Annotated in this window: 10 protein-coding genes; 6 read left to right on the top strand and 4 right to left on the bottom strand. The window is 56.7% G+C overall.

Annotation, left to right across the window (positions count from 1 at the left end; all coding sequences use genetic code 11):
- The first annotated feature begins 14 nt into the window (after positions 1 to 14).
- From PAB09_RS06850 to PAB09_RS06840, 3 genes are all read left to right on the top strand, one after another.
- Positions 15 to 707 carry a YceI family protein gene (locus tag PAB09_RS06850; protein ID WP_271032974.1) on the top strand — a complete coding sequence of 231 codons (693 nt, stop codon included), beginning with the start codon at positions 15 to 17 and terminating at the stop codon, positions 705 to 707.
- Positions 707 to 907: a hypothetical protein gene (locus PAB09_RS06845; RefSeq protein ID WP_271032973.1), complete on the top strand. Its 201-nt coding sequence runs from the start codon at positions 707 to 709 to the stop codon at positions 905 to 907. The genes PAB09_RS06850 and PAB09_RS06845 overlap by 1 nt, the downstream gene beginning before the upstream one ends.
- A gap of 1,380 nt (positions 908 to 2,287) precedes the next feature.
- Entirely contained in the window at positions 2,288 to 3,658 is a 1,371-nt protein-coding gene (locus PAB09_RS06840) for an MFS transporter (protein WP_442873648.1), read from the top strand.
- Between the two features lie 292 nt (positions 3,659 to 3,950).
- On the opposite strand, the gene PAB09_RS06835 is transcribed toward PAB09_RS06840, so the two are convergent.
- The gene (locus tag PAB09_RS06835; protein ID WP_271032972.1) at positions 3,951 to 5,267 is read right to left on the bottom strand and encodes a class I SAM-dependent methyltransferase; all 1,317 of its coding nucleotides are present in this window, start codon (positions 5,265 to 5,267) and stop codon (positions 3,951 to 3,953) included.
- Between the two features lie 661 nt (positions 5,268 to 5,928).
- Here PAB09_RS06835 and PAB09_RS06830 point away from each other — a divergent pair.
- A complete protein-coding gene (locus tag PAB09_RS06830) occupies positions 5,929 to 7,332 on the top strand; it encodes an NAD(P)/FAD-dependent oxidoreductase (RefSeq protein WP_271032971.1) in 1,404 nt (467 codons plus the stop codon).
- A gap of 118 nt (positions 7,333 to 7,450) precedes the next feature.
- On the opposite strand, the gene PAB09_RS06825 is transcribed toward PAB09_RS06830, so the two are convergent.
- Both PAB09_RS06825 and PAB09_RS06820 read right to left on the bottom strand, forming a co-directional pair.
- A complete protein-coding gene (locus PAB09_RS06825) occupies positions 7,451 to 8,071 on the bottom strand; it encodes a class I SAM-dependent DNA methyltransferase (RefSeq protein ID WP_271032970.1) in 621 nt (206 codons plus the stop codon).
- 18 nt (positions 8,072 to 8,089) lie between these two features.
- On the bottom strand, positions 8,090 to 10,027 hold the full coding sequence (locus PAB09_RS06820; protein WP_271032969.1) for an acyltransferase family protein: 1,938 nt from the start codon (positions 10,025 to 10,027) through the stop codon (positions 8,090 to 8,092).
- Between the two features lie 530 nt (positions 10,028 to 10,557).
- Between PAB09_RS06820 and PAB09_RS06815 the strand changes: the two genes are divergently transcribed.
- The gene (locus tag PAB09_RS06815) at positions 10,558 to 11,586 is read left to right on the top strand and encodes a magnesium and cobalt transport protein CorA (RefSeq protein WP_271035311.1); all 1,029 of its coding nucleotides are present in this window, start codon (positions 10,558 to 10,560) and stop codon (positions 11,584 to 11,586) included.
- 117 nt (positions 11,587 to 11,703) lie between these two features.
- On the opposite strand, the gene PAB09_RS06810 is transcribed toward PAB09_RS06815, so the two are convergent.
- Positions 11,704 to 12,225: a PaaI family thioesterase gene (locus tag PAB09_RS06810; RefSeq protein WP_442873647.1), complete on the bottom strand. Its 522-nt coding sequence runs from the start codon at positions 12,223 to 12,225 to the stop codon at positions 11,704 to 11,706.
- Between the two features lie 249 nt (positions 12,226 to 12,474).
- Here PAB09_RS06810 and gndA point away from each other — a divergent pair, with 249 nt between their 5' ends.
- The gene (gene gndA, locus PAB09_RS06805; RefSeq protein ID WP_271032968.1) at positions 12,475 to 13,929 is read left to right on the top strand and encodes an NADP-dependent phosphogluconate dehydrogenase; all 1,455 of its coding nucleotides are present in this window, start codon (positions 12,475 to 12,477) and stop codon (positions 13,927 to 13,929) included.
- Positions 13,930 to 13,984 lie beyond the last annotated feature (55 nt).

Here is a 13,984-nt window from a genome sequence, read left to right as displayed (position 1 = left end):
TTTAAGCGAAAATTATGCAGCCAAAACAAAAAACAATCGTCACGATCGCAGTCTTGGGAATCGTCGTCTTCGGTATTGTCGCGATGGCATCCGCCATCATTCCGCTGTTCCAAGCTCCGGGCGTCAAAACAGAAGAACTTGACGCTTCGCATGCCAAGCCGGCGACGACTGATGTCAATGGCGATTGGAAAGTTGTGTATGGCAAGAGCCCCAATATTTCCTCCGTTGGCTTTACCTTTCAAGAGTTGCTTCCTGCTAAGGATACGGTGACCTCTGGCTCGACCCGCGCGGTCACCGGCTCGGTGAAGATCGAAGAGGAAAAGCTCACTGCCGCCAATGTCGAGGTGGATATGGATTATGTGGGAACCGACCAGGAAAAGCGTGACATCAACGTCAAGACCAAAATCTTTGAGACCGATAAGTTTCCCACAGCGTCCTTCGAGCTCGACGGTCCAGTAGATGTTTCTCAGCTCGGCGATAACGCTGAGGTCTCGGAGATCACCGCTCCGGGTAAGCTGACGATCCACGGCGTCACCCAGGATGTGAAGCCTGTATTCAAGGCCGTGCGCTCGGAAAATCAGCTAATCGTGTCCACGACTATTCACATCAATCGTGGGGACTATGATGTTGAGACCCCCGAGTTCGTGGCGGCCAAGATCAACGAGGAAGGTGACATCAACATCCTCCTCACGCTGGAGAAGCACTAGTGCAGGCACGAAAAATCATTCCTGCACTGTGGTTGCGCCTAGTAGTCGTGGTCGCCTTCGGCATCTACATGGCCTTCGCCGGCCCCTTGTGGATCGCCCTCATTGCGGCAATCCTAATCATCCTCACCTCGGTGCAATTAGTGTCCGCGTATAGGCAAAAAGAGTTTCAAGAACAGTTGCCCCCGGAGAACGCACAATAACATTGCTGAGCGCATTTCCCCATAACCCCGCCAAATTGTCACATTGATGAAATGGTGGGCGTTTCAGTTGCAGGCACGCAGGTTTTTCGAAGGTTATGAATGAGGGGACTCGATGGTGAGGCCCGGCACCACCGGAGACATATGTGCATCAGACGCGCCGACGCCGTGTGGCTCTGATAAACCAACTGGCAGCAAGGTGTTTTGATCTACGAGGTGCTAAGCCCCAAGGATTAAGAAAGAACGCCGCGTCGGATGCGCTTGTCGACGCCCAACGTGTCGTACCAGTCTCGGTAACCAATACGCTACGCATCCCACTGTGTCCATATTTTCGCCCCGACAGCCGCACACCGTCCTAGACCGCGATGTCGACGAAGGGACACCATGACAACGACACTCACAACGATTCGACCCGGTAACCAGGTGGGCGGGCTGGCGGGGCTAGGGTTGTCGAATTGCGACGCAAGCTGAGGTAAGAAGATCCAATTCCCCTGTTGTCCGATAATGTACATTATGTCATTTTGAACCCGCGGGGTCTGCCCCAGTCAGTTGCCAGTAAAATCTCGCTCCTGTTCATTCTCCAAGCAGCCTCTGCACTCCGACAATCAGCGGGCGCTTTCCCTGGGTATTCTCGGGTACCTCCAGCCGCCCACGGCACACCACCTTCAACGCCACGCCCGCGTGTCACGCTGGCTGTGACTGTTTCGGGGACCTGAAGTTTCACCGACCTGAACTCCCAAAAGCCCTCCGAGTGCCGCCCAGCATCTCATGCGGACGAATCGGATTGGAGCTTCAAGCAAGCACGAACTCGCATGGCTGTGAGCCACCCACCTTCGCTTACTAACCCCGTTTCCCGACAATGCCGTTGCCTTCGATTATGCAACGTAGATTCGCCCATATTTTTGCGAATGTCGCGCGAGGAACCTCCGCACAGAAAGAAGACGCCTCAAGTGATGGGATATCGCGCCTGGCGCCTGGAGGTTTCTCACCACGATCACCGGTCTTGTCTATAAACAAGCTCCACCCCCATATGGTTGACATATCACTATCTCTTCAAAGAAGCTGCTTGACCGGTAGGTCTTGCCGCGGTCATTTCTTGCAAAAATTGGCATTGCCTCCGGGGTTGCCACCTCTGATTTTGAGGCATTCAGTGTGACTTTCATTAATTAGAACCCAAGCATTCGGGCATTTTACAACCAAACCGACACTATCCCATTAGATGGGACTTGACTCTCACGTTTTGAGATTCTAGGGTTGAACTGTCGCGATACAGAAGGCGACGATGCCGAACACAATTCACTATCGCCACCGCATCCACAAGGGTGCGCCCTGAAAATCAGCGACCTATCTTTCATTTCTCACAAAATAGGACCACTCAGATTCATGTCAACCGTCGCCACTGAGACCACGTCTCAAACGCACACGGCCCCAATGGCCGACAAGGCCATGAAGCGCCGCATTATCACAGCCTCAATGGTGGGCACCACCATCGAGTTCTATGACTTCTACGTCTACGCCACCGCAGCCGTGGCAGTTTTCCCTTACCTTTTCTTCCCGAAGAACGACGACCCGAGCGTGGGGCTGCTGCAGTCCTTCGCCACATTCGGTCTGGCTTTCGTTGCCCGTCCCCTAGGTTCTGTCTTGTTCGGGCACTTCGGTGACCGGATTGGGCGCAAGGCAACCCTGGTTGGATCCCTGTTAACCATGGGTATCGCCACCTTCCTCATCGCCTTCCTGCCTACCTACGGTCAGGTCGGCATCCTCGCCCCCGCTCTGCTGGCGCTCATGCGCTTCTGCCAGGGCTTGGGTCTCGGCGGCGAATGGTCTGGTGCGGCGCTTCTTGCCACCGAAACCGCTGAAAAGGGCAAGCGCGCATGGGCGGCCATGTGGCCGCAGCTTGGCGCCCCGTTTGGATTCTTGTTCGCCAATGGTTTCTTCCTCGCATTGGTGACCTTCCTGGGCCACACTAATAGCAACATTGAAGGTGCCTTCATGAGCTGGGGCTGGCGTATCCCATTTGCGCTTTCCGCCATCATGGTGATCATCGGCCTATGGGTTCGAATCAAGCTGGAAGAAACCCCTGTTTTCCAGGCTGCGGTTGCCGAAGGCAAGAAGGTAAAGACCCCGATCGCGGAGGCATTCAAGACCTCCTGGCGCCCCATGATCCTGGGCACCTTCATCATGCTGAGCTGCTACACGCTGTTCTACCTGGTTACCACCTGGATCCTTTCCTTTGGTATCGGCAAAAAAGACGCCGGCCTCGGCTTGGGAATCGCCTACAATGACTTCCTGAAGCTGCAGCTCATCTCCATCTTCGCCTTCATCGTCGGCATTCCGCTGGCAGGCATCTGGGCCGATAAGTATGGCCGTCGAAATTTCCTGCTGGTTGTTTCTGCAGTCATGATCGCTTTCGGTTTCACCTTTGATTTCTGGCTGAGCCCCGATCATGCCACGAAGCTGAGCGTCCTAGGCTTCCTGACCATTGGTATGTTCATCATGGGCTTGATCTTCGGCCCGATGTCCGCCGTGCTGCCCGAGCTATTCCCCACCAACGTCCGCTACACAGGCTCCGGAGTCAGCTACAACGTTTCCTCCATCCTGGGCGCTGCGGTCGCACCATTTATTGCAACCGCCCTTGCCCGCGATCACGGAGTGGAAGCCGTCGGCTACTACCTGATTGTCGTCTCGGTTATCACCCTGGTTTCCGTGATCATCATGAAGGAGACCAAGGAACTCAACCTCGAGTCCATCTAACTGCGCCGGACACGTCGCTACAGCGATGAACGCAGTTGTCATCGCAACGATCCACGATGGTCAACGAACCCGATGATCACCTTGGAAGCGTCGGAAAGCGCAATGAAAAACTGGCGATAACTATAAACCGTAGAAATCGGCGACAGAATCGGCCACAACAAAAGGCCAAAGTACATTCCGTGGCCCCTTACATGCTCGATGCAGAAAGGCTTGTAAGGGGCCACGGTTTCGTTATTTTCTAGCCTTTTCCGTGGTCGTTCTGGCCTTGTGGCCTGCGACGTAGACTGAGAGCTTAACGACGGCCGCGCCGGTTGCGGGTGGTTATCGTCAATTGAACGGCGTCGAGTGCACCAACGCGAAAGAGCGCCTCTTTCATCGCGAGATAGAGAATCCACATTCGTCGGTAAACCGCATCGAAACCATCGGCGGCTGCCTCGCGCTCGTTTCCCTCAAACGTTTCGCGCTGAAGACGCAGACCTTCTACATAGTGGCTACCGAAGTGCGTCTCGCCAATTATTCGCAGACCCGTCTCGCGGTCGATGAGGCGGTGAATCTGCTCGATTGACATAGGCTCGAACGCCGGCCACAGGTAAGCACGTGCTAGCTCTAGTGCGTCGGTGGCTAGAGATTCACGCTCGGGAGTGGCAACTACTGTCTGGACTGCGGCATACCCACCCACAGACAATAGGGAGTCCAGCGTGCGCGCGAATTTCCGGCGCCCATTGTCACCCAAGTTTTCCAGCTTTTCAACGCTAACGATCGCATCGAAGTGCCCGACCCAGTTACGCCGGTGAGGAATGGGCTCGTCCATGAGCTCGACGCGGACGTTGTCTGAAACCCCGGCAAGGTCGTTGACCATTCTAATGTCCCGAATGAGGTCGGCATCGGCACCGACAACATCTACTGTTGCTTGGCGATGGGCCGCGGCAATGCCGGCTGCTGCCCCCGAGGCCGGGAAATCGAGCAGATGCGTGCCCGAGCGCACCTTGGCAGCGTCGAGAAGCATGCGAATCGCGCGCAACTGTGCCTCGGGCAAATCGGCCCGCTCAACAAAGGTGGGGTCGGTCAAGGTAGTGATGTCGACGAAATGCATCCCCGGCTCAACGCCGCGGCCTGCGCCCGGAACGAAGCTTTTCGTCTCCGTGCGCTCCGTCGTAGGAACACCGGAGGAAAAGACGGTACCGCTGGAGCTCATTCCATCGCCGGAAAACAGGCGTACGAGCGCTGGCGGAAGTTCCAAACCAGTATAGGCGCCGCCAACATCTTCTCTGCCGCGTCTGGGTGCATAGCCAACCTGGAGTAGCTTCGTAAGTACGTCGGCAACATGCGGGCTTTGCCAGTCACCGGCCATAAATCCTTCGGCAAGCCCCAGATACCCAAACTGGGCCAAACGAAGAAAAAGCGACTCTTCATACACGATGAGGTCTGCATCGCGTCCAGAAAGCACCAGTCCAGCCTTGTCGCACGCCTGGGCAAATTCAGCCTCCGCCCGACGTGCTCCCCACAGGGCTTTCCTACCCGAAGGGACGCTGGCTATCCGCGGCCACACACTGGCATCGACGCGGAAGCCAGCCTTAGGTCGACCAGCGAATTCACCTCTCGTGGGCATCAACGAGACCTTTCCCCCACACTCAACGCGCGAGACACCAGCGGAAAATGAAAAATCAGGACAATAATCAAGCGCAGTGAACCGACAAGCGCTCCGGGAAGTTTGCCTGGACCTATAGCTCAGCATCGAAACAAAGGTTGCATTCTAGGCGCAAGAGGTGACTGCGAGATCAGCGGCGGCGCACGGGTGCCCGGTTAGCCATTCACTTAGCCCCACTTTCCCAACTACCCACAACCATCTGAGTGAAGCCTTGCAGAACCTTACCTAGCTTAACTGCATTGAGGTTTTTCTCGTTGGTACACGCGCCGGGGTTGGGAGATAAACCCAAAAGTGTTCACCCGCCGGCGCACAATTCACCTTATTGCCCGACCACATCGAAGTTGGATTATCTTGCACGCTAATCAATAGAAAGACATACGAAACTGACTCTTACCTGCACTAACCGCTCGGTCCTTGCTATAGAGGAGGAGGTGGCTTAGTTTATGCAAACCCCAAAACATGCACAGACATAACAGGCATGTGCAGTAATTTCGATTGGTGGATAGGCGAAGATGAAAAAAGAGAACCCGACCTGTAGCATGAGATAAATCACCCGGAGAATCGGTGAAATTTACATTCACAATTGTGTAGAGAACGCTCTATTACAGGAGAAGTACAACCCATGTCTGAGACTCCATTTCGCCCGGAAGGCGGCCGCCATCACGTCGTGGTGATCGGCTCTGGATTCGGCGGCCTGTTCGCAGTGCAAAACCTCAAGAACGCCGACGTCGATGTGACCCTGGTTGACCGCACCAATCATCACCTCTTCCAGCCGCTGCTTTACCAGGTAGCAACGGGTATCCTCTCCTCCGGCGAGATTGCACCTTCCACCCGACAGGTGCTCTCGGAGCAAGAAAACGCCCACATCATTAAGGGCGAAGTTACCGACATCAATATCGCCGACCACCTCGTCACCGCCGAGCTGGATGGCTATTCCAAGACTCTCCACTATGACAGCCTCATCGTGGCAGCAGGTGCCGGGCAATCTTACTTCGGCAATGATCACTTTGCAGAGTTTGCACCGGGCATGAAGACCATCGATGACGCACTAGAGTTGCGCGCCCGCATCATTGGCGCATTCGAGCGTGCAGAGCTCACCGAAGATCCCGAGGAACGCGAGCGCCTGCTGACCTTCGTCGTCGTGGGTGCAGGCCCAACAGGTGTGGAGCTGGCCGGCCAGCTCGCCGAGATGGCTCACCGCACCCTGGCAGGTGAATACAAGCGTTTCAACCCAGCTAACGCAAAGATCATCCTGCTCGATGGTGCACCGCAGGTCCTGCCGCCCTTCGGCAAGCGTCTGGGACGCAACGCGCAACGCTCCCTGGAAAAGATCGGTGTCACGGTCAAGCTCAATGCGATCGTCACCAACGTCGACGAGCGTTCTGTGACCTACAAGAACACCGCCGACGGCAAGGAATACACCATTGATTCCTTCTGCAAGATCTGGTCTGCTGGTGTGGCTGCTTCCCCGCTGGGCAAGATGATCGCCGATCAGGTGGGCGTGGAGGTTGACCGCGCCGGCCGCGTCCCCGTGAACCCTGACCTGACAGTGGGCGATGAGAAAAATGTCTTCGTGATCGGCGACATGATGTCCCTGAACAAGCTGCCTGGCGTTGCCCAGGTCGCTATTCAGGGTGGCGAGTACGTAGCCGAGTTGCTTTCCGAAGAGGCCGAGGGACGTTCCGTAGAAGATCGCGAGCCTTTTGAGTACTACGACAAGGGCTCTATGGCAACTGTGGCTCGGTTTAGCGCCGTGGTCAAAATGGGCCAGGTCGAAATCACCGGCTTCTTCGGCTGGCTCCTATGGCTGATCGTCCACGTCATGTTCCTCGTCGGCTTCCGCAACCGCGCTACCGCTGCCTTCTCCTGGGGCATCAACGCCATTTCTCGCAAGCGTTGGAACCTGGCGACCACCAGCCAACAGCTCAACGCTCGCACCGAGTTGGCTCGCCTGCGCCGTGAGCTCAGCGCCGAAATTAGCGCTGAAAAGGCCACCGAAAACGGTTCGGCGAAGAAGACCAAGTAAAAACCGCAGCGTAAACCAACGAAGTTGCGCAAGCTTTGGCAGTGGCCACCCCACAGGATGTGCGAGGTGGCCACTGCCTGTTTTTGTGCCGTGAAAGCTGGGGTGCTCGTTGACTGTCCTAGGCACTGAAGATTGCGACGAGGAAGTTGCTCGTTTGCGGATCAAAGGGGCGTAGATCCCAGGTGGAATGCAAGGAGTCCACGTGGAAGCCTACCTCTTGGGCGATTTCGAGAAACTGCGGAAAAAGCAGGCCGCGCCCAGCACCAAAGCCAATCAGGCAACGCCCAGACAGACTTTCTTGCGTGGGCTTCGCCAGAGCCTGATACAGGTTGCGCAGGGCAGGTTCGCGTTCTTCGGGGGCAAGAAACCCAACGACGTTGCCCGCGCACACGATGAGGTCGAAGGTGCCGTCGCCCATGCCGCTTGTGAGGATCGAGCCCTCGGCGGCAAGGTCGCCCACCTCCCAGGTGGCTTCAGGGAAGTCCTGGCGGGCGACGTCGATGAGATAGGGATCGACATCCACGCCGGTGACGTGATGTCCCGCGTTGTGTAGATAGCCGCCGATGCGGCCGGTACCACACCCGGCATCGAGAATGCGGCTGCTTCGCTGCGCCATCGCGTCGATGAGTCGCGCTTCGCCGACGATGTCTTTTCCTTCGGCAGCAAATTGCCGCCACCTGGCGGCGTAATTGCGCGAGTGTAACGGATTAGCAGCGGTGATTTCTTTCCAAGTTGGCATGCCAACAAGTATAGGTTGCTAGTTGTAGCAGCCCGTCGGCACGACCTTCTTACCGTCAACCCACTGCTGGAAGGCAGCCCGGATAGCCTGTGCATACACGGCCGCACCTTCTTGGCTGGGGTGAACATCGTCCTCGCGCAGCAAGCTCGGGTTTGTCCGGGCGGCGTTGCACCAGTCGGCGATATACACATTGTCATAAGAATGCGCCGCATCATAGAGCTCCTGGCGCGCAGGTGGCATCCACTCCCGATCACCGTAGGGCAAGGTGAATACGACAATACGGTCGGGGCCAATTATCTGCAGGATCTGGTCAAGCTGACCATCGAACATCGCACCGTTTGTTCCAAATCCGAGCACCACGAACTGATCGAGGGTGCCGTTGGCCTCCATGGACTGCAGGATTGGGATCGCTGCGGTGTAATGGCGCGAAACCTCGCCATCGACATAGATCCCAGGGAACTCGGCCATGAGTGCTTCATAGCTGGCCAGCATCACGGAGTCGCCAACAGCGGTGATCTTATCGCCGGTGGGCATCTTCCTCTTGGACAACTTCTCAAGCTCCGCAGCCTTTTCGGCCTCCGCCTGCGCAGCCGCCTCGGCTTGAATGGCAGCCAGTTGCTCTAGATCAGCTTCGAGCTTCGTCTTGGTTGGTGCGTTGCGCGCGCCAACAATGGTGAGCGCAATCGCTATGAGGACGGCGAGCAAAGCTACGGTGGCTCGGGCTTTGCTGAGGTCACGGAATGTCTTAACAATTCCCTTGCGGCGGAATGGAGTTTCGATGTAGCGGTAGCTCACCTCCGAGGCGACAAGCGTCAACGCTGTAGCAACACCGGCGAGAACCCACTGATTCCAACCGAGGGACATGTCTTCCATCACCTTGATAATCGGCCAATGCCACAGGTAAATGGAAAAGGAGCGCTCGCCGAGGTAGCGCATGAAGGGAAGCCGGAAAAGCCAAGATACCGGACCAGATTCCCGCACCACAGACAGCAACACCAACGCACCGGCAAGATTGGCGGCCACGATGCCGCCTCGGTAGGCCTGCGCGGAAACGTCGTGAAGCGTGAAGAAGGCGAAACACAGCCCGACTAACGCCGCGGCGCCGGCGAGGCCGCTGAACGCTAGTCGACGCTTCGGCCAGCTATCTCCGGTAGCTGAACGCGTGTTGGTGATGGCCAGCGACAATGCAGCACCGATCAATAGGCCGAAGGCGTGGGTGTCGGTTCCATAGTAGATCCGAGTCGGATCCACCGTTGGGTCATACATGAGCCCCATCGCTACTGCGGAGGCAATGCCAAGGACTACCGTGAGCCCAGCTAAAAGCCGCTTGCGGTGCAGAACCACGATGAGCAGCCCTACCAGCAGTGGCCACACCACGTAAAACTGCTCTTCCACGGAAAGCGACCAATAATGGGCGAAGACCTCGATGCCGGAGTCGGCAAAGTAACTGTGGGAACCAGCGATTTGTACCCAGTTGTTGGCAAAAACCAGGGAACTAAGAAACTGCTTGCCAAGCCCCACCGCGAGGTCGCCACCCCGCAGGCCAACGATGGAGGAAGTTAAGAGCAAGACGGTAACGGCGGCCGGGAAGATGCGGCGAACTCGGCGCAGCCAAAAATTTTGCAGGTTAATTCGCCCTGTGACGGTGGCCTCACGAATCAGCAATGAGGTGATGAGGAATCCGGACAGTACGAAGAAGAGGTCCACACCGAGGTAACCACCGGGTAGCAAGTCCCCTAGGAAGTGGTAGATGACCACGGTGAGTACGGCAAGACCGCGCAGACCATCAATGCCGGGCACGCGCCGAATCAGGGATGCCTTCGGCTTGTGCGCGCCCACCACGGTGGACTCGGCGCGTTTTTCGGGTGCTGGCTTCGCAGGGTGTACAGCATCTTCGATTTGCTTCTTGAGTGCCGAGATCTTGCGATCGAGGACGATGACACGATCTTCTGCCATTTGTAGCTTCTTGACAAAGACATCTCGTTCTTTTTCCAAAGAAGCGAGTGTTTCTTGCAACTGCTCTACCGTCGTGTTTAACGGTTTCACCAAATTGTCACTCAAGCCGAATTCTTTCCTTAACCTACCCTGCTATCGCCCTGCTTCGCTCCCCAGCGAATGGACCTCTAGACTCTATCACCATCACTAACATGCTTTCGTGTGAAAACGGCGGACCGCCGAAGTACACGATTTATTTTTCGCGCCACGGTCGACGTACTGTATCGGCGGTATAAGGGAAACAGACGCAGGCGCCACGACGATTGTGCGACCCGTCTGTATTGGAACCTCATTCAGCATTGTGGCCCTATTCGATAAACACGAAAAACCTGCAGTAGAATTCAGGCCGGATCCTGCACACATCTTGCACTCCTTGTTCTGTGTGCCCCCAGATCGTCGGAAAGCGAGGTGCATTCGTGACTCAGCCCAAGTTCGGCTACTCAAGGAATCCATTAAGTAGGAAAAGGCCTTCCCCTTCAGCACCGTCGCGGATTCATGTCCCGGTCGAGCGGGTCATCGACCATTGTCGCCTCTATATCAACGGAAAGTCGATCCCTGGGGATTGTAAGCATTCCGCAGCACTGTCACAGCTGGCCGAGCGTTGTGGCGAGACCGACCAGGGATTCGTGTGGCTTTCCTTGTGCGAGCCCACCGAAGATCAAATGCTCAAAATCGCGGCCGAATTCGGTGTGCACGCCCTCATCGTGGAAGACGTGGTCACCGCACATCAGCGACCCAAGGTCGAGCGTTATGAAAACCAGCTCTTCATGGTTGTTCGTTCGGTGAAGTACTTGGACTTCGATCAGCGGCAACGATCGGTGATCAGCTCGCGTCAAGTGATCGAGACAGGTGAGATGCAAATGATCGTCGGACCGGATTTCGTCATCACCATCCGCCACAACACTCCACTGCCCGACGTGTCCGCACGCCTGTCTCAGGATGCATTGGCCGCCAGCGGTCCGCTCGCGGTGGCATGGGCCATGTCGGACGCCCTTGTCGACGAATACGTCCGAATCGGAGCTGAGCTTTCCGACGACGTGGACGCCCTTGAGGAAACGGTGTTCACACCAGATTCGCAGTTCAGCGTCGACCATATCTACCTGCTCAAGCGCGAGATCTTGGAAATGCGGCATGCCGTGGATCCATTAGATACGGCATTAAGAACGATGATTACCGGAAATAAGGACATCTTGGGTAAGCAATTAAGGTCCTACTTCCGCGACGTATTAGATCACGAGATCATGATCAAAGACGAGATCGCTGGTTTCGATGAACGCCTGTCCTCGTTGATTGATGCGGCGGTTGCCAAGATTACCCTGCAGCAAAACACGGACATGCGTGCCATTTCGGCCTTCGTCGGCATGGCCGCGGTGCCCACGCTCATCGCCGGCATCTACGGCATGAACTTCGACAACATGCCCGAGCTACATTCCCAATACGGCTATTTTTATGTCCTCGGCGTCATCGTCTTGATCGTCGCCGCCTTGTGGTGGTTCTTCCGCAAGCGCAACTGGCTTTAGTAGAACTCAGCCACTGATCTTTTGCAGGCTAAATAACACGCAAGCTTAACCCCGCACGACGAAGGCGCCGTGGCCTTATCGTCGTGCGGGGTTAAACCGTAAATAAAGTAAAAGCTTTTAGACGCTGAACTTGTCCTCCGGACGGCCCGGATTTCCCTCTACCGGAGCCGGGTCGAGCATGGTGCGCAGCGTGGTACGCGCGACGAGCTTGTCGCGGTGGTACATCTCCACATTGAGCAACTGGGTATTGCGTCCATTGCGGATCACGGTTGCTTCGGCAGAAATGACCCCTGCCGGCACTGAAGAAAGGAAGTCGGTGTTGTTGTTGACACCAAGGACGACCTTGCCCTTGGCGGCGATAATGCCCATGATCGAGCCCACCGACTCGGCGATACCGCAGTAGACGCCGCCGTTGACAACTCCGGACACCTGCAGGTGTGCATCCGATACCGGCATCTCCGCCTTGACGCAGGTCGGGGTTACCTCGGTGAAGCGAAGGCCAAGCAGGGCGGCAAATCCGGTGCTCGACTCATTCAGTTGGGCCAATTGGCGCATGTGCAGACCTTCTTCGGGAACCTCCGAAAGCAGGGTCATTGCCGTTTCGATCTTGCTCGCGTTTTCGTTCACAATCTCATTCATGCCCTCAAATCTTACGGCAAACTCTGCAAAAGCAACGCACAAACCCAATCAATGCCAAAAAATTAAAGGTTTATCACACTCATTAACAATGTAAATCAAGAGCATAGGCTCTATGATTTCTCGACTTTTGCCTGCTAGTCTGGCCTGCAATCGTTCGCAATTGATGCCCGATTGAACACCCACTGTGGATGCTGCCCGCCTGCTGAGGAGTTGCCCCACCCGAAACAGACAAGAGTAGAATGCACAACCATGACTGAAAACAGCAACCTGGCACAGATCGGTGTCGTGGGCCTTGCAGTGATGGGCTCGAATCTCGCACGTAACTTCGCACACAAGGGCCACACCGTCGCGGTGTACAACCGCAGCTATGCCAAGACCCAAGATCTCATGGACAACCACGGTTCCGAGGGCAACTTTATCCCTTCCGAGACCATCGAAGAGTTCGTGGCATCCCTGGAGAAGCCTCGTCGCGCCATCATCATGGTGCAGGCCGGCGCTGCCACCGATGCCGTGATCAACCAGCTTGCTGACGCCATGGAAGAAGGCGACATCATCATCGATGGTGGCAATGCCCTTTACACCGATACCATTCGCCGCGAGAAGGAAATTGCGGCCCGCGGCCTCAACTTCGTCGGCGCTGGCATTTCCGGCGGCGAGGAAGGCGCCCTCAACGGCCCGGCCATCATGCCGGGCGGTCCACAGGAGTCCTGGGAGGCACTCGGCCCCTTGCTGGAGTCGATTGCCGCTAACGTTGACGGCACCCCCTGCGTGACCCACATCGGCCCTGACGGGGCCGGTCACTTCGTCAAGATGGTCCACAACGGCATCGAGTACGCCGACATGCAGGTCATCGGCGAAGCTTATCAGTTGCTGCGTTACGGTGCAGGCATGGCTCCGGCCGAGATCGCCGAGGTTTTCAAGACCTGGAATGCCGGCGATTTGGATTCCTATCTCATTGAGATCACCGCCGAGGTACTCGCCCAGGTGGACGCCGAAACCGGCACACCACTGGTCGATCTCATCGTCGATGCCGCAGGCCAAAAGGGTACCGGCCGTTGGACTGTCAAGGCCGCATTGGATCTGGGAATCCCGGTCACCGGCATCGGTGAGGCCGTCTTCGCCCGCGCTTTGTCGGGCGCTACCTCGCAGCGCGTGGCAGCTCAGGGCGTTTTGCCTTCTGGCGAGCTGTCGACCTTGGAGTCGCTGGGCGTGGACAAGCAGACCTTCGTCGAGGACGTGCGCCGCGCGCTCTATGCCTCCAAGCTGGTTGCTTATGCCCAGGGCTTCGACGAGATCAAGGCCGGTTCCGCCGAGCACAGTTGGAACGTTGACCCGCGCGACCTGGCCACCATTTGGCGCGGCGGCTGCATCATCCGTGCAAAGTTCCTCAACCGCATCCGCGAGGCATATGACACCAACCCTGAGGTTGAGTCCTTGCTGCTTGACCCGTACTTCAAGGGCGAGCTCGAAGGCCTTATCGATTCCTGGCGTCGCGTCGTCGTGGCCGCCACCCAGGTTGGGCAGCCGATTCCGGTGTTTGCCTCTTCCCTTTCCTACTACGACAGTCTGCGTGCGCAGCGTCTTCCCGCCGCACTAATCCAAGGCCAGCGCGACTACTTCGGCGCCCACACCTACAAGCGTGTGGACAAAGAAGGAACCTTCCACACCTTGTGGTCTGGCGATCGCAGCGAGATTGAGGCCTAAACTCCTCCACGACTGCGTCTCATATTGTCGGAACCGAGCCCGCATTGCTTGAATG

Source organism: Corynebacterium sp. SCR221107 (genome assembly GCF_027886475.1).
In the GTDB taxonomy this organism is placed as follows: Bacteria; Actinomycetota; Actinomycetes; order Mycobacteriales; family Mycobacteriaceae; genus Corynebacterium.
This window is presented reverse-complemented; position numbering and strand designations above follow the sequence as displayed.